The organism is Halotalea alkalilenta (assembly GCF_001648175.1).
Lineage (GTDB): Bacteria > Pseudomonadota > Gammaproteobacteria > Pseudomonadales > Halomonadaceae > Halotalea > Halotalea alkalilenta_A.
This window is the reverse complement of record NZ_CP015243.1, coordinates 2,487,348-2,511,523: the sequence shown is the minus strand read 5'-3', so window position 1 is coordinate 2,511,523 and position 24,176 is coordinate 2,487,348. Positions and strand designations below refer to the sequence as shown.

The following is a 24,176-nucleotide window of genomic DNA, read 5'->3' as shown; positions in this document are numbered from 1 at the left end:
TCACTCGCTCTCTTCGTTCTCTTCGCGCGCAAGCTCCAGCGCGCTCGTCAGGGACTCAGGGTCATTCACCGCGAGCCCCTTGATCCGCCGGTCGATGCGCTTGTTGAGACCTGTCAGCACCTTACCGGGACCACACTCGATGAACACCCGCGAGCCTTGCTCAACCAGCGCCTCGACGCAGGAGGACCAGCGCACCGGCCGATAGAGCTGCTCGACCAGTCGCGCCACCAGCACTTCCACGTCATCGTGGCTCTGCGCATCCACGTTCTGTATCACCGGATAGCGTGGCGGCTTGACCTCGAGCTCGGCAAGCGCGGCACCGAGCCGCAGCGCCGCAGGGCGCATCAGTTCGCAGTGAGACGGCACCGATACCGGCAACGGCAGCGCCCGCTTGGCGCCCGCCTGCTGGCACGCCGCGATGGCACGTTCGACAGCCGCCCGATGCCCGGCGATCACCACCTGCCCCGGTGAGTTGTAGTTCACCGCCGCGACGATATCGCCCTGCGAGGCCTCACGGCAAGCCACTTCTACCTGAGCGTCGTCCAGACCGAGAATCGCCGCCATCGCGCCGACCCCTTCGGGCACCGCCGCCTGCATCGCCTCCCCACGCAGGCGCACCAGACGCACACCGTCGGCGAAACCAAGCGTGCCGGCGCAGACCATCGCACTGTACTCGCCGAGACTGTGCCCCGCCATCAGCGTCGGGCGGGGGCCTTCGAGCTCCTGCCAGACCCGCCAGATCGCAACGCTTGCGGTAAGCAGGGCCGGCTGGGTCACCGCCGTGGCGTTGAGCGCCTCGGGGCTGCCTTCCTGAACGGTGTGCCAAAGATCGAAACCCAGGGCACTGGAGGCTTCTTCGAACGTGCTGCGCACCACGCTGTAGCGCTCGGCGAGCTCCCGCAGCATACCGAGATGCTGGGAGCCCTGACCGGGGAAGACGAAAGCGAGGTTAGCGGTCATCTGGAAGTACCTATCTGTATGCGATCGAATGATCTGGACCCAAGGGATTAGCGCCTCGGATCACAGCCTGGAATGAGGCGGTCACTTCGCCAGCCCCTCGGCGAGCCTGGCGGGCAGGCGCCCCGAGACCTCGGTCACGGCCCTCGAGATCGCGTACGAGAAGCCGAGCGCATCGGCTCCCCCGTGACTCTTGACCACGGTCGCGGAGAGGCCGAGCAGACTGGCACCATTGTAGCGCACCGGATCGATCTCACGACGAAAGCGCGACAGCGCCGGACGGGCGAGAAAGCTCACCAGTCGAGTGCGCCAGTTCGCCTCGAAGGTCACCTGCAGCTTGCGCCCGAGCATCTTGGCAAGCCCCTCGCTGGTCTTCAGCGCCACATTACCGACGAACCCGTCGCAAACGATCACGTCGATGCTGCCCGCATAGATGCCATCTCCCTCGACGAAGCCCTGGTAGTCGAAGCGCGGCGCATCGAGCGCGCGCAGCAACGCATCGGTCTCGCGCACCAAGCGGCTACCCTTGCGGGTCTCCGAGCCGATGTTGAGCAGCGCCACCCTGGGCCGCTCGATGCCATCGACCACGCTGACCATCTCGGCCCCCATGCGAGCGAACTGCAGCAGGTGGCGCGGCTGGCAATCGACATTGGCGCCGAGATCGAGCACGTAGCAGGGCCGCTCGCCGATGGTGGGGATCGCCGAACTGATCGCCGGGCGAACGATACCTTCCAGCATGCCGAGGCAGTGACGCGCCACCGCCATCAGCGCACCGGTGTCCCCGGCGCTGACGCAGCCCATGGCTTCGCCGCGCTCGACCGCACGAATCGAGGCATGGAGACTTGAGGCATCGTGATCACTGAGATAGCGCCCGCGCAGGGCATGGGAGGGAAGTTCCGCGGAGGAAAAGCTGCGCTCGACGTAGCGAAGCGAAATCCGCTCTCGCAGCGGCGCCATGGCGCGCGGCAAGGCATCGAAGGCTTCATCGAGAGAGGCTCGACTACCGAAAAGCAAAAGCGACAGCGAAGCATCGCGCTTGAGCGCCTCGAAGCAGCCCCTGACGATGACGCGGGGACCGAAGTCCCCGCCCATCGCATCGATGGCGATACGCACCGCCCGCAAGCGCTGGAATCAGCCGTGCCGCGGCCGGTCGACGCCGCGCTCAGGCGTCGACGTCGACGACCTTGCGGCCACGATAGAAGCCGTCGGGAGAGACGTGGTGACGGCGATGGGTAGTGCCGGTCTCTTTGTCCTGGGCCAGCGCCGGAGCGCTGAGGGCATCGTGGGCACGACGCATGCCGCGCTTGGAGCGGGTCTTGCGATTCTGTTGAACGGCCATGTTGAATCTCCTACGGGTAGTGTCCGAGCGCAGGGCGCCCGGAGAATCAAGGTTTGTCCTTCAGCGAACGCAGCACGCTGAATGGGTTGGTCCTGTCGTCCTCGACGGCTTTGCCGCTCTGCAGCTGGTCGCGCGAGACGCCGCAATCGGCATCATCGTGATAGACCACCTGCGGGAGGCTGAGGAGCAGTTCGTCCTCGACCACCGGCAGCAGCTGAAGCTGTTCGTTTTCGACCAGCACCGGCTCATAACGCTTCGGCAGCTCCGCCGCGAGGGCGTCGCTCGAGACCATCGCGAGCAGGAAGTCGCTTTCGACCTCGACCTCCATCGGCTGCAGGCAACGCTGGCAGTGCATCGTCACCCGCGCTTCGAGCCTGCCATCGATATGACGCTGGCGCTGAGCGTCGACATCGAAGGCGAGGCGCACCCGGCAGTCGCCTTGCTGCTCGCCGAGCGCATCAACCAAACGCGGCATCGAAGCGAGCGGGATCAGGCCTTCCAGTCGCTCGGCGTTGGCGGCCAGCCGGTAGGGCTCGACGGTGTGGGGAATTCGCATGGTTGACATAGGCGCGCAATAATAGGGACTGTCCAGGCGCCTGTCAAAGCGCGCCGCGCACCATATCTACCGATCACCCCGCCATGGAAGCCCCGCTTGAACGACACACCGCCGCCGATGCTGATTCTCGCCAGCTCCTCGCCCTATCGCCGAGCGCTGCTCGACCGCCTGGGAATGGACTATCACTGCGTCTCACCGGAGATCGACGAAACCCCCGGAGAGCATGAATCCGCCGAAGCGCTGGCGGCAAGACTGGCGCTTGAGAAAGCCTGGAAGGTAGCCCGGGAGCACCCGCAAGCGCTGGTGATCGGCTCGGACCAGGTCTGCGCCTTCAACGGACTCACCCTGGGCAAGCCTGGCAGCGAGGCCGCCGCCCGCGAGCAGCTACGCGGCTTTTCCGGCCAGCGGGTGAGCTTCCATACCGGGCTTGCGCTGGCCGATGGACGCAGCGGCACGCACCAGAGCGCGGTGGAGCGCTTCGACGTGGTGTTCAGAGGCCTGAGCGCGGATGAGATCGAGCGCTACGTCGCGCGCGAACGGCCGCTGGACTGCGCAGGCGCCTTTCGCATGGAGGGGCTGGGCATCGCACTGTTCGAGCGTTTCGAGGGCGATGATCCGAATACGCTGATCGGCCTGCCCCTGATTCGACTCTGCGCAATGCTGCGCCGGGCGGGCCTGGACCCGCTCGGCGCCAGGTGAGGCTCAGCGCAGCTGATAACGCAGAGGCGAGCGTGAGGTTTCGAGCTCGAGACCGAGGAAGCTCGCCGCCACGACACCAAGGCGCTGGGCCACTCTTTCCAACGGATCGACCTTGGGGGTGTAGTCGACGTAGGCAGTGGCGTCACCGACCTGGGCCCGGATCACCTGATCGAAGCTCTGCAACTCATCGACCAGCCCCAGCGACATCGCCTGCTCACCGCTCCAGACCAGGCCACTGAACAGCTCCGGGTCGTCCGCCAGACGATCCCCGCGCCCTGCCTTCACCGCGTCGACGAACTGACGATGCGTGGTATCGAGCACCTGCTGCCAGAACGCCTGCTGCCGGGGCGTCACCGGCCTGAATGGATCGAGCAGGTCCTTGTTCTCGCCGGCGGTGAACACGCGACGTTCGATGCCCAGCTTATCGATCGCCCCCTCCAGCCCGAAGCCGGCGTGGATCACCCCGATCGAGCCGACCAGGCTCGAGGGCGAGGCGTAGATCCGCTCGGCCGCCGAGGCGACGTAGTAGGCGCCGCTGGCGCCAAGATCCTCGATCACCGCATAGATCGGCTTGTCTCCGGCATCGCGCAAGCGCATCACTTCGGCGTAGATTCGCTGCGCCTGCACCGGGGTGCCGCCAGGGCTATTGATGTGCAGCACCACCGCCTGGGCCGAGCTGGTCCAAGCGGCGTCGAGCCCTTCTATGATGCGCTCGGCACTGGCCTCGCTATCATCGGAGATCACGCCGTCGATCTCGACCACCCCGACGTGGGGACCGACCACGCCGGCGTCGCCGTCGTAGCGCATCACCGCCCAAATGATGCCGGCGAAGATGACCAACCAGATCACCAGCTTGACCAAGCGGAAGAAGAGCCGCCAGCGCCGCGAGCGGCGCCGTTCGACCAGCATCTCCTCGGCCAGGCGGATCAGCGTCGCCCGCGCCTGGGCCTCGCTCACCGCCGCGGCTCCCGAGGCATCGGACGCAGCTTGCGTCTTCGCCATGCGCTCACCGCCCGCCGGCTCGTCCCATTCGTTTCGTTCATTGCTCATTGCACGCTTCCTGCCAGCTGACTCCAAAAGATCACATCGCGACCGCACCAGGTATCCGGGAGCGCATAGCGCCCCCGCCCAGCCAGTCGACCAGCGCGGCGAAATCCTCGCAGACCCATAGCGGCGCCTGACGCATCAGTCGCTGTGGCGCGTGAACGCCCCATGCGACCCCGACCGCGTCCATGCCGAGCGCCCGGGCCATCGCCAGGTCGTATTCGCTATCCCCGACCATCAGCGCCTGCTCTACGTCGACACCGGTCTCCTCCAACAGCTCGGCCAGCATCAGCGGATCGGGCTTCGAGCGGGTCAGGTCGGCGGTACGGCTGGCCTCGAAAAAACCCGCCACCCCGGCCGCCTTGTCCAGCGCCCGGTCGAGTCCGCGCCGGCTCTTCCCGGTCGCCACCGCGAGCCGCATGCCCTGGCGATGCAGCGCACCCAGCCCCTCCTCCACACCGGAAAAGAAGCGAGTGTCCGGCGCCTGCGTCTCGGCGGCGACGAAATGCTCGACGTAGCGCTGGCGCAGCGCCTCGGCACGCTCGGGGCAGAGCCCGGGCGCCAGTGTCGAGATCGCCTCCGGCAGCCCCAGCCCCACGATGTCACGAACCTGCTGCGGCGCGAACTCTCCCATTCCCAGCTCGCGCCCGGCGCGCTGCATCGCCGCGACGATCCGCGCGACCGAATCCATCAACGTGCCGTCCCAATCGAAGATCACCAGCCGATAGCGCATTTATCCCGTCCTCGCCCTCAAGATTTTCCCCGACCCTCGCCGTTCGTCCCGAGGGGAGCGCGTCGGCGAGCTCAATACGCATCCCGGCCCCTCGATCAGCGCGCCTCGCGAGCGCGCACGAGCACGGCGTCGAGCGCCGGGTCGAGGCGCGCCTTGAGCTCGATCGGTCGCCCGCTGCGCGGATCCTCGAAACCGAGCGAGTGAGCGTGCAGGAACAGCCGATCGAGCCCGAGCTGCGCGCTGATCCGCACCCCTTCGTGACTGCCGTACTTAGCGTCGTTGAGCAGCGGATGCCCGACGTGGGCGGCATGGACGCGAATCTGGTGGGTCCGCCCGGTGATCGGCGATGCCTCGACCAAGGTGGCGCGCACGAATGTCTCACGCACGTTGAACAGCGTGCGCGAACGCTTGCCGTCGCGCTCCACCCGCACCCGGCGCTCGCCGTTGCCTGCGTCGTAACGGGCGAGAGGCGCGGCGACCCAGTCGCGACGCGCGGGCCAGCGCCCTTCGACCAGCGCGAGATAGCGCTTGTCCATGTGCTTGTCCTTGATCGCCGTGTTGAGCGCCAAAAGCCCCTCGCGACTCTTGGCCAGCAGCAGACATCCCGAGGTGTCGCGATCGAGACGATGCACCAGTTCGAGAAAAGGCAAGTCGTAGCGGACCTGCCTCAGCGCCTCGATCAACCCGATCTTCACACCGCTGCCGCCGTGCACGGCGAGCCCCGCCGGCTTGTTGATCGCCAGCCAATCGTGGGACTCGGCCAGCACGCTGCTGGCGAGCAGATTCTTCAGATTTTCGGAGACTTCCTGCACCGCCTCTTCCGGTGCCAGGCGCAGCGGTGGCACCCTGACCATGTCGCCGGTCGCAAGCCGGGTCTCGGCCTTGGCGCGCCCCTTGTTGACCCGCACCTCGCCGCGACGAATGATCCTATAGACGAGCGACTTCGGCGCCCCCTTCAGCCGACCGAGGAGGTAGTTGTCGAGCCGCTGACCATGCTGCCCCTCGTTGACCTCCAGCCATTGCACGCCCTGCCCCTGCATGGATTGCCCCTGCGTGGACTGCGCCTGCGTCTCCTGCTTGTCGCCCATACCGCTCCCCTGTCTCGCCAAAGACCCGCGACGCCGTCGCGAGCCTCCATTGCCGCGGTGCTCCAAACGAAGCGCCCTCGCGGCTTGATCGGCCATTCTAGCCGATTGTCGCGCCGCCGACGCCAATTGCTCGCCCAGGCCTTTGTTGGTATATTCCGCCTGCCTACATGGGGTAAGCGGCGGCATCGCCGCTGCACCCAAAGCGCCCGCGAGATCAAGGACATGCGGGCCTGGCAAACGATATAGAACGCGCTGAACACACGTTGCACGACAAGGCCAAAACCACCGTGCGAGCAACCGCCACGAGCGGCTCGACGGCTCGGTCTTGCAGGGACCGACCCTTCAGCGGGCCGGCACAGCGTGCACTAGGCGCGAAAAAACGAAACGCCCGGTTTCGAAATGTACGGGTACTTACCATCATCCCGTGCCGGAGTCGGCGTCATCGAATCGACGAATGCCAGGTGTCTGGCGGTCGACCGCGGAACCGGATGGCGCATTGCCACCGCAACACGTTCCGCTCACCGCCTCGTACTCATCATGACCAACCTTGCACACCTTGTTCGTCTCCACCTCGGCTCCGCGGACGCGGTCCGATCGTAGGACGTGCAGGACGCACCACCCGACATGCGCTGAGCACAACACGAAGCACCAAGCGGTTCGCCGACGCCCGTCGCCCGGCGCGACTAAGTCAGCGAGACGATATGAAAAGAATGCTCATCAATGCGACGCAGCCCGAGGAGCTTCGCGTCGCTCTGGTGGATGGACAACGCCTTTACGACCTCGACATCGAATCAGGTGCTCGTGAACAGAAGAAGGCCAACATCTATCGCGCCAGGATCACTCGGGTAGAACCGAGCCTCGAGGCCGCCTTCGTCGATTTCGGCGCCGAACGCCACGGCTTCCTGCCGCTCAAGGAAGTCGCCCGCGAATACTTCGTCAAGGACCCCTCCTCCGGCGGTCGCCCCAACATCCGCGAAGTGCTCAAGGAAGGCCAGGAGATCATCGTCCAGGTCGACAAGGAAGAGCGCGGCAACAAAGGTGCGGCGCTGACCACCTTCATCAGCCTGGCCGGCCGGTTCCTCGTACTGATGCCCAACAACCCCCGTGCCGGAGGTATTTCCCGACGCATCGAGGGTGATGAGCGCAGCCAGTTGAAAGAGGCGATGAACGACCTGCGCCTGCCCGACAAGATGGGCGTGATCGTGCGTACCGCTGGCATCGGGCGATCGAGCGAGGAGCTGCAGTGGGACCTCGACTACCTGGTCCAGGTCTGGGAAGCGATCACCGAGGAGGCCAACCAGCGCTCCGCCCCCTTCCTGATCTACCGCGAGTCCAACGTCATCATCCGCGCGATGCGTGACTACCTGCGCCAGGATATCGGCGAAGTGCTGATCGATGGAGAAAGCGTCTATGCCGAGGCGCTTGGCTTCGTCCAGCAGGTGATGCCGAGCTACCAGCAGAAGATCAAGCTCTACCAGGATGAAGTGCCGCTGTTCTCTCGCTTCCAGATCGAGTCGCAGATCGAGACCGCCTACCAGCGCGAGGTGAAGCTCCCCTCCGGCGGCGCGATCGTGATCGACAACACCGAAGCGCTGGTGTCGATCGACATCAACTCCGCGCGTGCCACTCGCGGCGGCGATATCGAGGAAACCGCGCTGCAAACCAACCTCGAGGCCGCCGACGAGATCGCACGCCAGCTGCGCCTGCGCGACTCCGGCGGACTGGTGGTGATCGATTTCATCGACATGTCGCCGGCGAAGAACCAGCGCGAAGTCGAGAACCGCATGCGCGACGCGCTCAAGCTCGACCGTGCTCGAGTGCAGGTCGGGCGTATCTCGCGCTTCGGTCTGATGGAGATGTCGCGCCAGCGCCTGCGCCCCTCGCTCGGCGAGACCAGCGGCGTGGTCTGCCCGCGCTGCAATGGCCAAGGCACCATCCGCGACGTCCGCTCGCTGTCGCTGTCGATCCTGCGCCTGATCGAAGAAGAGGCGATGAAGGATCGCAGCGCCCAGATTCGCGCGGTGCTGCCGGTACCGGTCGCGACCTACCTGCTCAACGAAAAGCGCCACGTCCTCGCCGAAATCGAGCGGCGCCAGGGCGTGCGGGTGATGCTCCTGCCCGAGCCCGACATGGACACCCCGCACTACGATGTGCAGCGCCTGCGTGACGACCAGATCGAGGAAGAGGAGCTCGGCAAGTCGAGCTTCGAGCTGGATACCCACTACGAGGCACCGGTGGTCGAAAGCGGTATCGGCAAGGTAGCCGCGCGCACCGAGGCCGCGGTCAAGACCGTAAGCCACACCACCCCGGCGCCTTCGTCGCTGATCGAGGAGCCCGTCCTGGCGGAGCCAGCCCCGACCGCGCCGGCAGCGCAGGCAGCGCCAGCCGCGCCGGCTACCAGCGAAGGCGGCTTCATCACCCGTCTGGTACGCAGCATGGGGCGCATCCTGGGCGGCGAAGCTGCGACCAGCGATGCCGAGCGTGACGCCGGTGCCAAGCAGCAAAGCGCCGCCACTTCCAAGCGGGCGCCGGGCAACGCTACCCGTGGCAACGGCCAGGGCAACGGCTCGCGCCGCGACACCAACGGTGGCCAAGGCGCGCGCGAACAGGCCCGGGAGCCGACCGAGCAGCGGGTGAAGGAAGAGCGCGACGGCGGCCGCCAGCGTCGCCCGCGCCGCGATGAGCGTGGCGAAGACGCACGCGGCAAGACCCCGGAGGGCGCCCGCCAAGAGTCACGCCGCCCGCGTGACACCGACAAGGTGGTCGAGCCGAGCGCGCGCGAAAAACCGACCGTTGGACGCGATACCCAGCCGGTGAAAGAGAGCGCGCCCCCGCGCGATCAGGAGCGCCAGAGCGGCCGCGCTGAAGCTCGCAAGCAGCCCGTCCAGCCCGATGCGCCTGTCGAGCAGGACACTGCCAACCAGCCCAAGCGCACGCGCAACAACCCGCGCAAGCGTACCCGCACCCGTGCGCTCAATCCCGATGCGATCGCCGAGCAGCAGCACCTGCAGGCCGCGGCAGCGAAGGATGGTGCAGACGAGACGACAGTCGCGCCGGTCGCACAAACGCCCGAACCCCAGGACGGCGCGGAGCAACCCCAAAGCAGCGACGCGCAACCACAGGAGCGGCCTCGTAACCCGCGCGGCTCGCAGCGCCGCCAGGAGCGCGAAGTCCAAGGCGGCAACCGCACTTTCGGTCGCGACAGCGCGCCGGCACCGGGCGAAAGCACCGCGACCGACGAGCGCCAGGCCGCAACGAAGCCGGCCTCCGGCAGCGCGATCCTCGCCAACGCGGCCGCAGCGGAAGGTGGAATCGCCTATCCTGCGGTCCCGGTGAGCGAGCCAGCGGCGAGCGCCGAGGTCAAGGACGTGGAGAGCAAAGCACCCGCACGCTCGTCGCACGACCAGAACGACCAGAACGACCAGAACGAGGCGCAGCTGGCCACTCCTGCCAGTCCTCGTGGCAGCGGTCCTTCAATCGTCGAGCCCTCGCGTCAGCTTCCCGACTCCGCCACCGCGGCGCCAACCGATGAAGCCAGCGAACCCGTCGGCAAGGTCGGCATGCCGGGCCAGGAATCGGACCAGCCGAGCATGGCGCCCGGGGCCAAGGAAAAAGCCGGCGACGTGAAGACAGAAGGCATGCATGAGGCGAAGCCCGAGGCTCCGGCCAAGGCCAGCGAAGCCAAGCACGAGGTGGAGCCCGAGGTTGAGGTCAAAGCCGGCGCGGCCGAAGCCAAGCATGAGGCCAAGCCCAAGGTTCAGGTCAAAGCCAGCGCGGCCGAAGCCAAGCATGAGGCTCCGGCCAAGGCCAGCGACGCCAAGCATGAGGCCAAGCCCGCGGCTCAGGCCAAAGCCAGTGAAGACAAGGTCGCAGAGCGAAGCGAAGCGAAGCCCGACGCTGCGGTCAAAGCCGATGCCACCGCCCCGGCGGCCGACGCTGCGGCCGAAACCGCCGAACAGGCCAACCAGCGCCGCTCGCGCCGCCGTGCTCACAATGACCCGCGTGAACAGCGTCGTCAGCAGCAGGAGAAGCACGACCACTGACGCTGTGGGAGCCGCCTGCCGGCTCCTACCCGTTCGAACGACGAAACCCGGCCATGGCCGGGTTTTTTTGGATCACACCGTCGGCTAGACCACCAGCCCGGGGGAAACCTCCTGCCCAAGCCTGCGCGGTTCGGGTTCGAGCCTGACCCCGAACCGGCGTTCCACCTCGGCAGAGATCCGTGCGGCAAAAGCGATCAGTTCGCAAGCCTTGCCACCACCGAAGTGCACCAGCACCAGCGCCTGGCGATCGTGCACGCCGAACGCCGCGCTGCGCGTGCCTTTGAAACCGCAATGCTCGATCAGCCAGCCGGCGGCGAGCTTGACTCCCCCTTGCGCCGGATAGCAAGGCAGCTGGGGATGCTCGACACGCAGCCGCTCGGCCTGCTCGAGCGAGACCACTGGATTCTTGAAGAAGCTGCCGACATTGGCGAGACGGGCGGGATCGGGCAGCTTCTCGCGGCGAATCGCGCTGACCGCCTCCACCACCTGCAGAGGATGGACGGCACCAGCCGCCCGCTCGGCCAGATCTCCATAGCCAAGCTTAGCCCGGGCCTTTCGTGACACTCTCAGCACCAGCCGGACGATCGCCACCCGTCCGCTCAACTCGTTCTTGAATCGACTCTCGCGATAGCCGAAGCCACAAGCGTCGCGAGCCATCACCCGATAGCGACCGTCGGCCAGATCGACCACGTGGACCGCCTCGAGGCAGTCGGCGAGCTCGACGCCATAGGCACCGATATTCTGCACCGGGGCGGCGCCCGCGCGTCCGGGAATCAGCGCCAGGTTCTCAAGGCCCCACCAGCCGGCTCGCGCGACCTCCTCCACCAGCGTCGGCCAGTCCACCCCTGCCTCCACATGCAGACGCGCTTCCTCGCCGTCGATCTCGAACCAGCGGCGAACGCCGCTCGGGATCACGACCAGTCCTTCCAAACGAGGGAAAAGCACCACGTTGCTGCCACCACCGAGCAGGGTCACAGGCCAGCCGGATCGGCGCGCCAACGCCAGCGAGCCACGCAGCTCAGCGAGGTCGGCCGGCCGTACCAGCCATTCGGCGAAGGCGGAAAAACCTAGGGTATTGGCCGCATCGAGCGGCGCGTTGGCAATGATCTTCAAGCTTGCCGCCATCCAAACCGAGAGCAGAGCTCGGCGATCAGGCCCGCGCATCCCGCCTCGACCAGCTCGAATACCTGGCCGAAGCCGTCGTCAGCGCCGAAGTAGGGATCGGGAATCTCCCCGCCCCGATGCCCGGCCGCGAAGTCGAGCAGCAGCGCGATGCGCCCGGTGAAGTCCGCCGGGGCGAGGCGCTTTAGCGTATCGAGATTGGCGCGGTCCATCGCCAGCAGATAGTCGAAGCGAGCGAAATCGCGCTGGATCAGCCCCCTGGCGCGAAGATCGTCGATCGGCATGCCGCGGGCTCGCGCCTCACGACGCGCGCGGGCATCCGGCGGCTCGCCGCGGTGATAGCCGCCGGTACCGCATGAATCGACCGCTACCCGAGAAGAGAGCCCACGCTGCGCGAGCCGATGGCGAAACACGCCCTCGGCCGTCGGCGAGCGGCAGATGTTGCCCAGGCAGACGAACAGCACGCTCACCTCGGCAACTGCATGGCTTTCCGGCGCGCTCATCGCCCCTCCAGCAGGCGCCGAACCCGGGCAAGGTCCTCGGGAGTATCGATACCAGCCGGATACTCGACCGGCGTGACCTCGACCTGGATACGGTGGCCGTAGTAGAGCGCGCGCAGCTGTTCCAGCTGTTCGAGCTGTTCTATCGGTGCGGGCGGCCAGCCGGCGTAGCGCTGAAGGAAACCGACGCGATAGCCATAGAGCCCGATGTGGCGCAGCCAGCCGGCATCGAATCTCGCCGGCGTCGGCAGGGAGTCGAGCGACCCGGGCCCCTCGTCGCCCCAGCTTTCACGCTGCCAGGGAATCGGCGCACGGGAGAAGTAGAGCGCACGCCCCAGCTGGTCGCGCACCACCTTGACCACGCTTGCGCGCGCCAGGGTCTCAGGGTCGCTGATCGGCTCTGCGAGGGTCGCGATCGACGCCTCGGGGTTGGCCAAGAGGCTCTCGGCGACCAGGTCGATCAGCGTCGACGGCAGCAGCGGCTCGTCGCCCTGGACATTGACCACCCGGGTATCGGCCGGCAGCTCGAACCGCTCGGCCACCTCGGCCAAGCGCGAGGTGCCGTTCTCGTGATCCGGCGAGGTCAGCATCACCTCGGCGCCGAAGTCGCGCGCGACCCGCTCGATACGCTCATCATCGGTCGCGATCACTACCCGGTGGGCGCTCGAGGCGCAGGCCCGGCGCCAGACGTGCTCGATCATCGGCATGCCGGCGATCTCGACCAGCGGCTTGCCCGGCAGCCGGGCCGAGGCGAAGCGCGCCGGAATCACCACCCAGAATCCTCGTTCGAACAGCGGCTCGTCCATCGCGGCCTCCTCACCCACGCGGCTGGTCCAGGCCCAGCGCGGGCGGTTCGAGACGCGGCTTGCCAAGCTTCTCCTCGACCTCGAGCAGCCGCGCCTCCTCGACCAGCATCACCGGGATGCCATCGCGGATCGGATAGGCCAAACCGCTCTCGCGGCAGATCAACTCCTCTCGCTCGCGGTCGTATTCCAGCTTGCCTTGGCTTTGTGGGCAAACCAGCATCGCCAGCAGCTCCTTGTCCATCGTTGAATTCCTTCTTTGAACGAACGTTTGAACGAACGGTGGGATCTTATCGTCATGGTAAACCGACGACGGCATCGACCCCAGCTCGACCATGCGAAGGCGGGCCCAGCGTCTTGAGACGATCGCGCAGCATCTCGGCGAACGCCGGCTCCGGCTGCAGCTCGACGTCCAGCGCCCAGCAGCCCGGGTCGGCGAAAGGACGACACTTCACTGCGTCCTTGGCGGTCATCACTCGCGGCAGATCATCGCCGAAGTCGAGATCCTCGGGGGTAAAACGGTGGTGGTCGGCGAAGGGATGGCGGCGACATTCGACACCCAGCGCCTCCAGGCTGGCGAAGAAGCGCTCGGGATTGCCGATCCCGGCCAGTGCATGGACCGGCACCGAGAAAGGCAAAGGTTCGAGCGGCCAGCGCGCATCGTCGCTCAGGCGGCGAAAAGCGACCGGTACCAGTCGTGCGCGATGAAAGCCTGCTGGCATCGGCATGGCTGGCTCGCCGTTGACCAGCACCGCATCGACCTCGTCGAGCCGGGCCAGGGGCTCGCGCAGCGGCCCGGCCGGCAGGCAGCGACCGTTGCCGAAACCGCGGGCGCCATCGACCACCACCAGTTCGAGATCACGCTCGAGCGCATAGTGCTGCAGGCCGTCATCGCTGACCACGATATCGCAGCCATCCTCGACCAGCATCGCCACCGCGCTCGCACGCTTCGGCGCCACCACCAGCGGCACCCCGGTCTGGCGCGCCAGCATCACCGGTTCGTCGCCGGCGACCCGGGGGTCGGTATCGGCCTCGACCCGCAGCGGATACACCTCGGCCTTGCCGCCATAGCCGCGCGAAACGATCCCGGGGCGCCAACCCTCTTCGCGCAGCAGCTCGACCAGCCAGGCGACCAGCGGCGACTTGCCGGTGCCACCGACGGTGAGATTGCCCACCACGATCACCGGCACCGACGCCCGATAGCGGCTCGAAGGGGCGGCGCGGTAGCGCGCCCTGCGCCTGGCCACCACCATGCGGTAGAGATACTCGAGCGGGGTGAGCCACGCCGTCCAGCGAGCGCCCCGGTACCACCCCTGCTCGAACCGCGAGCCAAGGCTCATGCCTCGACCCTCTCCTCGTTGAACTGGATCCGATGCAATGCTGCGTAGGCACCGTCGAGCGCGAGCAGCTCGCGGTGGGTACCGCTCTCGATCAGCCGGCCGTGGTCGAGCACCATGATCCGATCGGCCTTCTCGATGGTCGAGAGCCGGTGGGCGATGACGAAGGTGGTACGCTCCTGGCAGACGGTCTCGAGCGCCTTCTGGATGAAGCGCTCGGACTCGGTGTCCAGCGCCGAGGTCGCCTCATCGAGGATCAAGATCGGCGCGTCGCGGAAGATCGCCCGCGCGATCGCCAGACGCTGGCGCTGGCCACCGGAGAGCATCAATCCGTTATCGCCGATCAAGGTGTCGTAGCCCTGCGGCAGACGCGAGATGAACTCATCGGCATAGGCGGCCTTGGCCGCGGCGACGATCGCCTCGCGGTCGGGATGATCGATCCCGTAGGCGATGTTGTCGGCGATGCTGGCATTGAACAAGGTGACCTGCTGGTTGACCAGCGACAGCTGGCGACGCAGCGCAGCGAGGCTATAGTCCTCGACCGGCACCCCATCGAGCAGCAGCCGCCCTTCGCTGGGGTGGTAGAAGCGCGGCAGCAGGTTGATCAGCGTACTCTTGCCGCTGCCCGAGCGTCCGACCAGCGCGATCATCTCGCCGGGCTCGACGTCGAAGTCGATGTCCTCGAGTACCTGCTGGCCATCCTCTTCATAGCGAAAACCGACATGCTCGAAGCGTACCCGGCCTTGGACGCGACCAGGATCGTAGCTGCCCTGGTCGGACTCCTTCGGTCGGTCGAGAATATCGAACAGCTCCTGCGCGGCAGCGAGCCCCTTCTGGATCATACCGTTGATCTCGGACAGCGACTTGACCGGTTTGGCCATCATCGCCGCGGCAGTGATGAAGGCGACGAACTGCCCCGGCGTCATCTCGCGAATCAGCCCCGGCGCCATCGCAAGCCAGACCAGGAAGGCCAGCGCGACCGCGACCAGGGTCTGGATCACCGGCGCGCTGACCGCGCGGGTCAGCGCCTCCTTCATGCTCTGCTGGCGGTTGTACTCGCTGACCGCGCGAAAGCGCTGGTACTCGTGCTCCTCAGCGCCATGGGTGCGCACCACGCGATAGCCGGTGAGCACCTCGGAGGCGACGTGGGTGACCTCGCCCACCGAGCGCTGGATGCGCCGGGACAAGCGCCGAAACCGGCGGCCGGCGAAGTTGACCACCAGCCCGATCAGCGGCGTGATGGCGAGAAACACCAGGGTCAGTCGCCAATTGGTCCAAAGCAGGTAGCTGGTCAGGCCGATCACGAACAAGCCCTCCTGCATGATCACCGTGAGCGCCTTGGTCGCAGCCCCGGTGACCTGCTCGACGTGATAGGTGACCCGCGACAGCAGGTGTCCGCTCGAGTGCTGGTCGAAGAAGCGCCCCGGCAGCTTGAGCATGTTGCGGAACACGTCGACCCGCAGTTCGTGGACCACCTTGCGGGCAACGTAGTCCATGCAGTAAGTGCCGAGGAAGGTACCCACGCCCCGCAGCGCGAACATGCCGATGATGAACAGCGGCAGCAGGTAGCGAAAATCCGATGACGGGTTCTGGATGCCATCGACGAGCCTGCGCATCATGTCCGCGATCCAGGTACTGGAAGCCGCATAGATCGCATAGCCCAGCAGCGAAAGCGCGAATCCCTTCCAGAGCGGCTTCACATAGGTAAGCAGACGGCGATAGAGCGCCCAGCTAGAAGTTTGATCCAAGAGTCTCTCCCAGGGTCTTGCGACCGCCACGGCGATCGGTCGGTCGTGTCGCTCCATTCAGGGGCTGGATGATACCCCAACACATTCGGGGCCGACACCGCGCGGGTTTCGCTCGGCCTCCACCCTGCCGCCGCCGGCGCCGACGGTGAGCCTGAGCGCGCCATCGATGGCGGTGTTCCACTGACATCCCGCCCACTCGTCGATCCTTCTCACCGCGGCGTCGGCGGGATGCCTGAAGGCATTGAAGTAACCCGCGCTGTGCAGCACGTGCTGCGGACGAGCACGCACCAGCAGCGCCCGCGCGGAAGAGCTCGCGCTGCCATGATGAGCGCTGACCATCGCGACCAGGGGCGCGGAAAGCACAGGCAGCAGCCGGTGCTCGATCCGCTGGTCGATATCGCCGAGCAGCAGCACGCGGCCGCCCTCACCTTCAATCGACAGCACGCAGGAGCGCTGGTTCTCTTCGCTGCTCAATGGCTCCTCGACAGGCGGCCAGAGAAAGCGGAAGGTCACCCCATCCCAACGCCACGCCTCACCGGCACGGCAAGCGGAGAAGGCAAGCGTCGCCGCCAGCGTCGGCGGCAAACGCAGGCTTTCGAGCAGCGGTGCGCGCCAGCGGGCGACCCGGTGACGATCGAGCAGCGCGGCCACCCCTCCGGCGTGGTCGAGATCAGCGTGGCTGATCACCGCCAGATCGAATCGCCGCCCCGGCGGCCATAGCCGCTCCAGGGCGACGAAGCCGCCGAAGGTGCGTGGGCCTGCGTCGTAGAGCAGCCGATGGCTGCGGGTCTCGATCTCCGCCAGCTGCCCCTGGCCGACATCGTAGAGCGTGAGCCGAAAAGCGCCCTCCGGCAGCTGCGGCGACCTCAGCGGAGCCAGCACCAGCGGCAACAGCGCGATGCTCACCACCAGCCGCCAGCGCAGCGAGAACCCGGGCAGCAGCCAGAGCGTGCCGATCGAGACCATCAGAGCCGCGATCGGTAACACCCGCGCGGCCGGCGGCTCCCACCCCGGGGCCGCCCCGGCGGCCAGGGCGAGCACTCCCTCGAAGGCCGCCACGGCGAGCGCGAACAGCAGCCAGATCGTCCTGGCCGGTTCGACCGAGGGCAACAGCGCGCAGAGCGTGCCCAGCAGGCCGAGCGGCATCAGTACCATCGTGACCCACGGGATCGCCACCAGGTTGAGCGGCAGCGACAGCGGCGCAAGCCGCCCGAAAGAGAACAGCGCCGCGCCGTCGAGCAGCACACCGAGGGTGAGTTGGGTATGCAGGAGCGCAAGCGGACCGCTGCGCCTGCGCCGCCAGCGCCAGCCGATCAGCAATGCGGCGACGGCGATGAACGAAAGCCACAGGCCCGGGCGAAGAATCACCAACGGGTCGAACAGCACCAGCAAGCCGAGCGCCAGCCACCAGCCGGTGAAGGAAGCGAACGCGTGTTGCCCACTCGCCGCCCAGGCAACCGCGACCGCCATCACCCAGGCCCTCGTCGCCGGCGGACCAAAGCCGGAAAGCGCGACGTAGCAAAACGACACCCCCAGCGCCAGCAGCCAAGGCCAGCGGGCCTGCCGCCAGCTCCCCGGGGTGAAGAGCCTCGCTGCCAAACGGGCGGCACCCAGTGCCCAAAGCGAGACCATCCCGACGTGCATGCCGGAGACCACCACCAGGTGGGTAGTGCCGGTGTCGTTGAGCAGCGACCAATCCGATGGGCCGAACGCGCTGGCATCACCGAGCACCAGGCCTCGGGCCCAGCGCAGCGCGGCCGGTGCCTCGATGTGCGTCGACACTCTGCGCTCGAGCCAAGCGCGAGCCGAAGCGCGCGGCGCGGCGAGCCGCACGGCACCCGGCGCCGCTCGCACACCGCCGGTCGCACCGATGGACTGACGCATCAACCAAGCGCCGTAGTCGAAAGCGTCGGGATTGGCCAAGCCGTGGGCCGGACGCAGGCGCGCACTCACTCGCCAGCGCTCGCCCACCGCCAGCTCGGGCGGTGCGAACCAGCTCAGGCGTACCCGGGAGAGTCGGGCGCAGCCGGGCAAGGAGGAATCGATGGGCGCGCAGCTGTCGAGCACCAGCACGAGGCGCGCACTGCCATCCTCTCGCCACTCAAGCTCGACGATTCGCCCCTCGAGCGAGAGGGTCTGCTGGGCGAGCCCCTCCGGCAGGCGGCGGTCGACCGCGCTCAAGCCATGGGCCAGCGCCAGCGTGAAGAGCGCCAGCATCATGCTCAAGCGCACGGGCAGACAGACCAAGGCGCATAACAGCGACGCGAGCAGCCCGCTCCAAGCGAGTGACGTCCAGCGGCCATCCTCGATACCGATGCCGAGTGCTGCGCCGGCGAGGATCGACAGCGTCGCGCTCGCGGCCCCCATCCACGCCCACATTGCGCCTCCCGTCGCGATCCGATGCTCGATTCAACGGCACGATTGGCGCGGGATTGAGCCCGTAGCCTGGAACGCAAACGCCGCCCCGATAGGGGGCGGCGTTGGTCGGCCAGGGGCGGGATCGGGCACGATGTCGCGCCCGATACGCGATCACTGCGGGTTCAACTTGCCACCGTCGAGACGCAGAACGCGGTCCTGGTGAGAGGCGATCAGCGGATCGTGGGTGACGATCACGAAGGCGCAGCGGCTCTGGCTTGCGATCTCGTCGAGCATGTCGAGGATCCGCCCAGCAGTGGTCTGGTCCAGATTGCCGGTCGGCTCGTCCATCAGTACCAGGCTCGGGTCGGTGACCAAGGAGCGGGCAATCGCCACGCGCTGGCGCTCGCCGCCGGAGAGCTCGCCGGGCTTGTGCTCGCCGCGCGGCGCCATGCCCACTCGCTCGAGCAGCTGCTCGGCCTTGACTCTCGCCTCGCGGCGCGTCAGCCCGCGGATCACCAGCGGCATGGCGATGTTCTCAAGCGCGGTGAACTCAGCGAGCAGGTGATGGAACTGGTAGACGAAGCCGATATGGCGATTGCGAAAGCGGCCGAGCTCGGCCTCGCCGAGCGACGCAAGCGATGTCCCGGCCACGCGCACTTCACCGCTGGAGGGAGTATCCAGTCCGCCAAGCAGGTTGAGCAGCGTGGTCTTCCCGGAGCCGGAACTGCCGATGATCGCCACCCGCTCACCGGCGTTGACCCTGAGCTCTAGCTCCGAGAGCACGGTGAGATCCTGCGGCCCTTCCCGATAGACCCGGGACAGGTCGCGGCATTCGAGCATCAGCTCACTCATAGCGCAGCACCTCCGCCGGCTGCACGCGGGATGCGCGCCAGGCCGGATACAGCGTGGACAGGAAACTCAGTACGAAAGCCACGCCAACGATCACGCCGAGATCGGAGAGCTCGATGCGCGAAGGCAGGTAGCTGATGAAGTAGACGTTGGGGTCGAGGAACTGGATACCGAAGACGTTCTGCACCCAGGCGATGATCTCCGAGATCGACAGCGCCAGCAGCACGCCGAACACCAGGCCAAGCAGGATGCCGACCAGCCCGATGGTCAACCCTTGGACCACGAAGATCCCCATGATCGTCCGCGGCGTCGCCCCGAGGGTGCGCAGGATGGCGATATCGGCGCGCTTGTCGGTGACCACCATCACCAGGGTGGAGACGATATTGAACGCCGCCACCGCGACGATCACCGTCAGCAGCAGGCCGATCAAGTGCTTCTCCATCTGGATCGCCTGGAACAGGTTGCCCTGGGTATAGGTCCAGTCCATCCCACGGAATCCGTAGGGCAGCTGATCGATGATCTGCTGGGTCACCCGGTGGGCCTGGAACAGATCATCGAGCTGCAAGCGGATGCCTTGGGGCGCATCGAGCCGGGCCAGGGCCTGCATATCCTGCAGGTTGGCGTAGGCCAGGCTGCCGTCGAGCTGGGCACCGACGCTGAAGATGCCGCTGACGGTGAACGCACGCAGGCGAGGGAACACGCCGCCGGGGGTGATCGACGCCTCCGGCACCAGCAGGGTTACCCGATCGCCGACGCCGACACCGAGCGAGCGAGCGAGCAGCTCACCCAGCACCACGTTCCAGCTGCCCGGCTGCAAATCGTTGAGATCGCCCTGGACCATGTGGTTGGCGACGATCGAGACCTTGGGCTCGAGCGCCGGATCGATCCCGGTGACCTGGGCACCGGAGTTGCGCCCTCGCGAGGTGAACATACCCTGCTGCTCGACGTAGGGGGCCGAGGCGATCACGTGGGGGTACTGCTCGAGCTGGCGGGAAAATGCCTGCCAGTCCTGGACCCCGCCCTGCTGCTCGATCTTGGTGTGCGGCACCATGCCGAGCACCCGCGAGCGCAGCTCATGATCGAAACCGTTCATCACCGATAGCACCAGGATCAGCACCGCCACCCCGAGGGTAAGGCCGAGCATCGAAGTCATCGAGATGAACGAAATGAAGTGGTTGCGCCGTTTGGCTCGCGTATAGCGAAGCCCAATCAGAAAAGGAATGCGATCCAGCATGCGTGTTGATTCCTGGGAAAGGCTCGGTCGACCGCGCGCCTGCATCTAGCTACCCACCCACCGCGGTAACGGCAAGCGAGGCGGCGATGATTGAACGCGCAGTGCTCGGACTTCGACCAGCGTAGGATCGAAGCGTTCAGCGCCCACGTCCCCGGTGCGCGACGCACGCACCCGACGTCGAAGGGCGCCCATGGTACGAACTTTTTCACCACCATGCATCGGTTGCTCGGAATCCCGATGGGCGATTTCAGTCAAGCCAGGCATTGCCGGGCGAAACCGGCGCGCCCCTGGGCTTGCCGCGCGCGCGCCACGCAGGCGGCCAACTCGAGTGATCGGGCCGGACCAGCGCCGATCGAATCCACCGGTTGTCGACCGACAATATGCGTGAGATAACGGTATACGAACGCATCGGGAGAGCCACCATGACCCCCACCCCTGAGTACCGCTTGCTCGCCGAGCTGGAACACGCATTCGATCATCTGATCGAGCAGAGCCTCGAACTCGCCGCCGCCTTCGCCAGTGCCGGACTGCCGAGCTGGCAGCTGGAACCGGCACAGAACCCCGAGGCGTGGCTGCGCGCGGCGCTCACCGACTTCTGGTACCAGGACGGGCAGGACGGCCGCGCGACGCGCAGCTATGTGGGGCTGATCGCCGCCGACGCAGCGCTGCTGCAGCGGGTCGAGGCAGTGAATGCACGCAAGGACGCCTTCGGCGCATTGATCAAGCAGATCAAGGCCCAGGCCCCCGGCATGATCGCCGAGATCAAGGCGACCCTGCCATTTCGTCATCCGCTGCTCCACGATCATCTCAAGGGCCGTGGGATGGCACGTTTGCACCTCAAGCAGTGCTGGCGCCGCATTCCCCTCGCCGCAGCCCCGGTCGCCAGGGTGCGGATGGCCTGGTACTCGAGCGGCCGCTCGATCAAGCGGCTCAGCGTCGCCGAGGCCGAGGAGCGGCTCAAGCGCCTCGATCTCGATGCGCCGCACGTTCGAATCCAATACCAGCGCCTCGCCGCCCTGCCCAGCGCGGAGATACTCGCCCAGGTGCAGAACCAGGCGCCGGTGATGCGCGCCAACCTGTTCTTTCGCGAACCACTCGAAGATGGCCATACCCGCCAGGCGATGAACGTCGCCCTGCCGCTGGTGCTGCCACCGGGCGAGCGCGAGCGCAGCCCTCGGCTGCCCGATCACAACCTGCCGCCCGCCAGCCCGCCGGCGGAGCGCTCCCGCGCGCGGCGGCGCGATGCCCGGCTCGAGGACGAGCCCTACCTGCCGAGCCTGCGTATCCATCGCTATCGCGGGGCTTGACTCAGATCAGTCCTTCGACCCGATTGAGGCCGTTGAGCGCAGCGGTACGATAGGCTTCGGCCATGGTCGGGTAATTGAAGGTCGTGTTGACGAAGTAGTCGATGGTGTTGGCCCCGGCGGGCTGATTCATGATCGCCTGGCCGATGTGAACGATCTCCGAGGCCTGGTCACCGAAGCAGTGAATACCGAGGATCTCGTGGCTCTCGGGGTCGAACAACAGTTTGAGCATGCCGACGGTATCGCCGGTGATCTGCGCCCGCGCGGTTTCCTTGAACATCGCGACACCCACCTCGTAGGGCCGGCGCTGGTCGGTCAGTTCGCGCTCGGTGTGGCCGAGCGAGCTGATCTCGGGGATGGTGTAGATGCCGGTGGGAATGTCGTCGACCAGCTTGAACTGCGGGCTTTCGAGCAGATCGGCGGAGGCCGAGCGGCCCTGCCCATAGGCCGCGCTGGCCAGACTGGGCCAGCCGATCACGTCGCCGGCGGCGTAGATGTGCTCGATCTCGGTACGGTAGTGGTCGTCGACCGAGAGCTGGCCGCGCGAGTTGGGCTTGAGCCCGATCGCGTCGAGGCCCAGGTCGTCGGTATTGCCGGTGCGACCGTTGGCCCACATCAGCGCATCGGCGCGCAGCCGCTTGCCGGAGCGCAGGTAGAGCACCACTCCCCGGTCGTCGGTCTCGACCCGCTCGTACTCCTCCTTGTGGCGAACCAGCACGCCGTGGCTGCTGCGCAGATGGTAGGAGAGCGCATCGCTGATCTCGTCATCGAGAAACGACAGCAGCCGATCGCGGTTGTCGATCAGTTCGACCCGGACCCCGAGCCCGGAGAAGATCGACGCATACTCGCAGCCGATCACGCCAGCGCCATAGATGATCAGGCTGCGCGGAGTGTGCTCGAGGGTGAGTATCTTGTCCGCGCAGTAGATCCGCGGATGGTCGAAGTCGATGTCCGCGGGCCGGTAGGGACGTGAACCGGTGGCGATCACCGCGCTGGTGAACTTGAGCGTGACGCTGCCCTCCTCGTCATGAGGATCGATCACCAAAGTGTTGGCATCCTTGAAGCGGGCATGGCCAGAATGCACGTCGATCCGATTGCGGGCGTAGAAATGAGTACGCATCTCGACCTGCTCCTCGATCACCCGGCGCGAGCGTTCGAGCACCTTGGGCACCGGGAAGACCCGCGGCTCGCCGACCTCGCGAAACAGCCTCCCGGTGTTGAAATCGACGATCTGCTTCACCGTGTGACGCAGTGTCTTGGAAGGAATCGTGCCGTTATGGGTGCAATTGCCTCCGACCACCGGACGACGCTCGACCACTGCGACCCGCTTGCCGTGCTTGGCGGCATTGAGCGCCGCACTCTCCCCGGCGGGACCGGTCCCGATCACCACCACGTCGTAGCTGAATACTGTCATCTGACGCCTCGCTGTTGGTCGCTTGAGAGTGCTGAGCGCATCAGCGCATCGTTGGCTGCTCGACTTCGACTCGATCGAACGCGCTACTGATCCAGACTCGCCCCGCGCCATTCACGCTGCGCACGGCCCAGCCGTGCCGCTGCGCCAGTGCGAAGGCGGATTGCGCATCGACGGCCGCGAGGATATCGGCGGTGAGCCGGGCGGCCTGCGCCTGGTGCGCGATCACCAGCCACTGCGTGCCGTCCGCGCCCTGGGCCCAGGCCACCGCCGCGTGATCGAGCGAGAGCAAGCCGGCCCCGTCGAGCGCGAATGGCCAGGGGCCGCCGCGCACCCGTACGGTACCCTGCACTTCGATCCGATAGCGCTCCACCCCTGCGCTGTCGAGCGCATCGGCGAGCGCATCGGCGCCTATCCCACCGATCAACCGATCGACCGCCAGGCGAGCCGGGGCGAAAGGTAGCGCTCGATCATCGAACGATAGCAGGGCGCTTGGACCTGGGGGATGCCAAACGAAGCGATCGATCCACTCGAGCGCTGGCGACTGCGGCTGCCACCATGCGCTCAGCGGGGTAGGCGACAAGGCGGCGTATGCGCCACCGCTCAGCTCCCTGGCGGCGTAGAGCGCGCCGATCACACTCGCCAAGCCGGCACTGATCGGTACTGCCTCGCCGAGCGGAGCGCGGGCCAGGCGGCCCACCTCGCTATCGGCGCGCTTCAGCGAGAAGCGCTCATCGACCTCCTCGAGCCGCGCACCGATCAAGCGCTTGAGCCGCTCGGCCTGATCCGGCGTGTAGGTGCCGGGAATCACCAGCCGATAGCCGCCGCCGTCGGAGACCCCACTGAACCTGAGCCCAGGCTCGCTGTTGGACGCCGGCCACAGCATCGCCACCAACAGCGCGATCACGCCGAGCAGCGTGACCATGGCAAGCAGGATCAACGCCCGCGCAGCCCTCATCGGATACCTCATCGATCGTCCCGCCTCCACCCGCGAGCGCTCGCGCAAGCGAGCTCCGGGCCACAGCCTGCCGTCAGCGGCGCCAGCTTGTCC

The 24,176-nt window shown here is 66.8% G+C and carries 21 protein-coding genes; 3 read left to right on the top strand and 18 right to left on the bottom strand.

Annotated elements, in window-relative coordinates; genetic code table 11:
- The 4 genes from fabD to A5892_RS11175 all read right to left on the bottom strand — a co-directional run bounded on the left by fabD (position 1) and on the right by A5892_RS11175 (position 2,861).
- The gene (gene fabD, locus A5892_RS11190; protein ID WP_064122870.1) at positions 1-960 is read right to left on the bottom strand and encodes an ACP S-malonyltransferase; all 960 of its coding nucleotides are present in this window, start codon (positions 958-960) and stop codon (positions 1-3) included.
- 81 nt (positions 961-1,041) lie between these two features.
- The gene (gene plsX / locus A5892_RS11185) at positions 1,042-2,070 is read right to left on the bottom strand and encodes a phosphate acyltransferase PlsX (protein WP_064124454.1); all 1,029 of its coding nucleotides are present in this window, start codon (positions 2,068-2,070) and stop codon (positions 1,042-1,044) included.
- Between the two features lie 49 nt (positions 2,071-2,119).
- Positions 2,120-2,296: a 50S ribosomal protein L32 gene (gene rpmF / locus A5892_RS11180; protein ID WP_027349662.1), complete on the bottom strand. Its 177-nt coding sequence runs from the start codon at positions 2,294-2,296 to the stop codon at positions 2,120-2,122.
- A 46-nt stretch (positions 2,297-2,342) separates the two neighbouring features.
- Positions 2,343-2,861 carry a YceD family protein gene (locus A5892_RS11175; protein ID WP_064122869.1) on the bottom strand — a complete coding sequence of 173 codons (519 nt, stop codon included), beginning with the start codon at positions 2,859-2,861 and terminating at the stop codon, positions 2,343-2,345.
- A gap of 108 nt (positions 2,862-2,969) precedes the next feature.
- On the opposite strand from A5892_RS11175, the gene A5892_RS11170 reads away from it, so the two are divergent.
- The gene (locus A5892_RS11170) at positions 2,970-3,551 is read left to right on the top strand and encodes a Maf family protein (RefSeq protein WP_064124453.1); all 582 of its coding nucleotides are present in this window, start codon (positions 2,970-2,972) and stop codon (positions 3,549-3,551) included.
- A gap of 3 nt (positions 3,552-3,554) precedes the next feature.
- Here A5892_RS11170 and sppA read toward each other — a convergent pair whose 3' ends face one another.
- The 3 genes from sppA to A5892_RS11155 all read right to left on the bottom strand — a co-directional run bounded on the left by sppA (position 3,555) and on the right by A5892_RS11155 (position 6,416).
- Positions 3,555-4,601 (bottom strand): signal peptide peptidase SppA, encoded by a 1,047-nt coding sequence (gene sppA / locus A5892_RS11165; protein ID WP_064122868.1) that lies wholly within the window; start codon positions 4,599-4,601, stop codon positions 3,555-3,557.
- A 31-nt stretch (positions 4,602-4,632) separates the two neighbouring features.
- Positions 4,633-5,328: an HAD family hydrolase gene (locus tag A5892_RS11160; RefSeq protein ID WP_064122867.1), complete on the bottom strand. Its 696-nt coding sequence runs from the start codon at positions 5,326-5,328 to the stop codon at positions 4,633-4,635.
- A gap of 95 nt (positions 5,329-5,423) precedes the next feature.
- Positions 5,424-6,416: an RluA family pseudouridine synthase gene (locus A5892_RS11155; protein WP_223302637.1), complete on the bottom strand. Its 993-nt coding sequence runs from the start codon at positions 6,414-6,416 to the stop codon at positions 5,424-5,426.
- 701 nt (positions 6,417-7,117) lie between these two features.
- Between A5892_RS11155 and rne the strand changes: the two genes are divergently transcribed.
- A complete protein-coding gene (rne, locus tag A5892_RS11150; RefSeq protein WP_064122866.1) occupies positions 7,118-10,459 on the top strand; it encodes a ribonuclease E in 3,342 nt (1,113 codons plus the stop codon).
- A gap of 84 nt (positions 10,460-10,543) precedes the next feature.
- Here rne and murB read toward each other — a convergent pair whose 3' ends face one another.
- From murB to A5892_RS11105, 9 genes are all read right to left on the bottom strand, one after another.
- Positions 10,544-11,572, bottom strand: a complete 1,029-nt coding sequence (murB, locus tag A5892_RS11145; RefSeq protein ID WP_223302636.1) for a UDP-N-acetylmuramate dehydrogenase — start codon at positions 11,570-11,572, stop codon at positions 10,544-10,546.
- Positions 11,569-12,084: a low molecular weight protein-tyrosine-phosphatase gene (locus tag A5892_RS11140; protein WP_190295599.1), complete on the bottom strand. Its 516-nt coding sequence runs from the start codon at positions 12,082-12,084 to the stop codon at positions 11,569-11,571. The genes murB and A5892_RS11140 overlap by 4 nt, the downstream gene beginning before the upstream one ends.
- Positions 12,081-12,887 (bottom strand): 3-deoxy-manno-octulosonate cytidylyltransferase, encoded by an 807-nt coding sequence (gene kdsB / locus A5892_RS11135; RefSeq protein WP_064122864.1) that lies wholly within the window; start codon positions 12,885-12,887, stop codon positions 12,081-12,083. Before kdsB ends, A5892_RS11140 begins: the two co-directional genes overlap by 4 nt.
- Before the next feature lie 10 nt (positions 12,888-12,897).
- A complete protein-coding gene (locus tag A5892_RS11130; RefSeq protein ID WP_064122863.1) occupies positions 12,898-13,128 on the bottom strand; it encodes a Trm112 family protein in 231 nt (76 codons plus the stop codon).
- A gap of 52 nt (positions 13,129-13,180) precedes the next feature.
- On the bottom strand, positions 13,181-14,224 hold the full coding sequence (gene lpxK / locus A5892_RS11125) for a tetraacyldisaccharide 4'-kinase (RefSeq protein ID WP_064122862.1): 1,044 nt from the start codon (positions 14,222-14,224) through the stop codon (positions 13,181-13,183).
- Positions 14,221-15,969: a lipid A export permease/ATP-binding protein MsbA gene (msbA, locus tag A5892_RS11120; RefSeq protein WP_064122861.1), complete on the bottom strand. Its 1,749-nt coding sequence runs from the start codon at positions 15,967-15,969 to the stop codon at positions 14,221-14,223. The genes lpxK and msbA overlap by 4 nt, the downstream gene beginning before the upstream one ends.
- A gap of 57 nt (positions 15,970-16,026) precedes the next feature.
- Positions 16,027-18,348 carry a DNA internalization-related competence protein ComEC/Rec2 gene (locus A5892_RS11115; protein ID WP_064122860.1) on the bottom strand — a complete coding sequence of 774 codons (2,322 nt, stop codon included), beginning with the start codon at positions 18,346-18,348 and terminating at the stop codon, positions 16,027-16,029.
- Between the two features lie 150 nt (positions 18,349-18,498).
- A complete protein-coding gene (locus tag A5892_RS11110) occupies positions 18,499-19,179 on the bottom strand; it encodes an ABC transporter ATP-binding protein (protein ID WP_064122859.1) in 681 nt (226 codons plus the stop codon).
- Positions 19,172-20,410 (bottom strand): lipoprotein-releasing ABC transporter permease subunit, encoded by a 1,239-nt coding sequence (locus A5892_RS11105; RefSeq protein ID WP_064122858.1) that lies wholly within the window; start codon positions 20,408-20,410, stop codon positions 19,172-19,174. The genes A5892_RS11110 and A5892_RS11105 overlap by 8 nt, the downstream gene beginning before the upstream one ends.
- A 422-nt stretch (positions 20,411-20,832) precedes the next feature.
- Between A5892_RS11105 and A5892_RS11100 the strand changes: the two genes are divergently transcribed.
- Positions 20,833-21,717, top strand: a complete 885-nt coding sequence (locus A5892_RS11100; protein ID WP_064122857.1) for a hypothetical protein — start codon at positions 20,833-20,835, stop codon at positions 21,715-21,717.
- Position 21,718: 1 nt separating this feature from the next.
- Here A5892_RS11100 and sthA read toward each other — a convergent pair whose 3' ends face one another.
- Together sthA and A5892_RS11090 are read right to left on the bottom strand one after the other, a co-directional pair.
- Positions 21,719-23,128 (bottom strand): Si-specific NAD(P)(+) transhydrogenase, encoded by a 1,410-nt coding sequence (gene sthA, locus A5892_RS11095; protein WP_064122856.1) that lies wholly within the window; start codon positions 23,126-23,128, stop codon positions 21,719-21,721.
- 40 nt (positions 23,129-23,168) lie between these two features.
- Positions 23,169-24,083, bottom strand: a complete 915-nt coding sequence (locus tag A5892_RS11090) for an FAD:protein FMN transferase (RefSeq protein ID WP_064122855.1) — start codon at positions 24,081-24,083, stop codon at positions 23,169-23,171.
- Positions 24,084-24,176 lie beyond the last annotated feature (93 nt).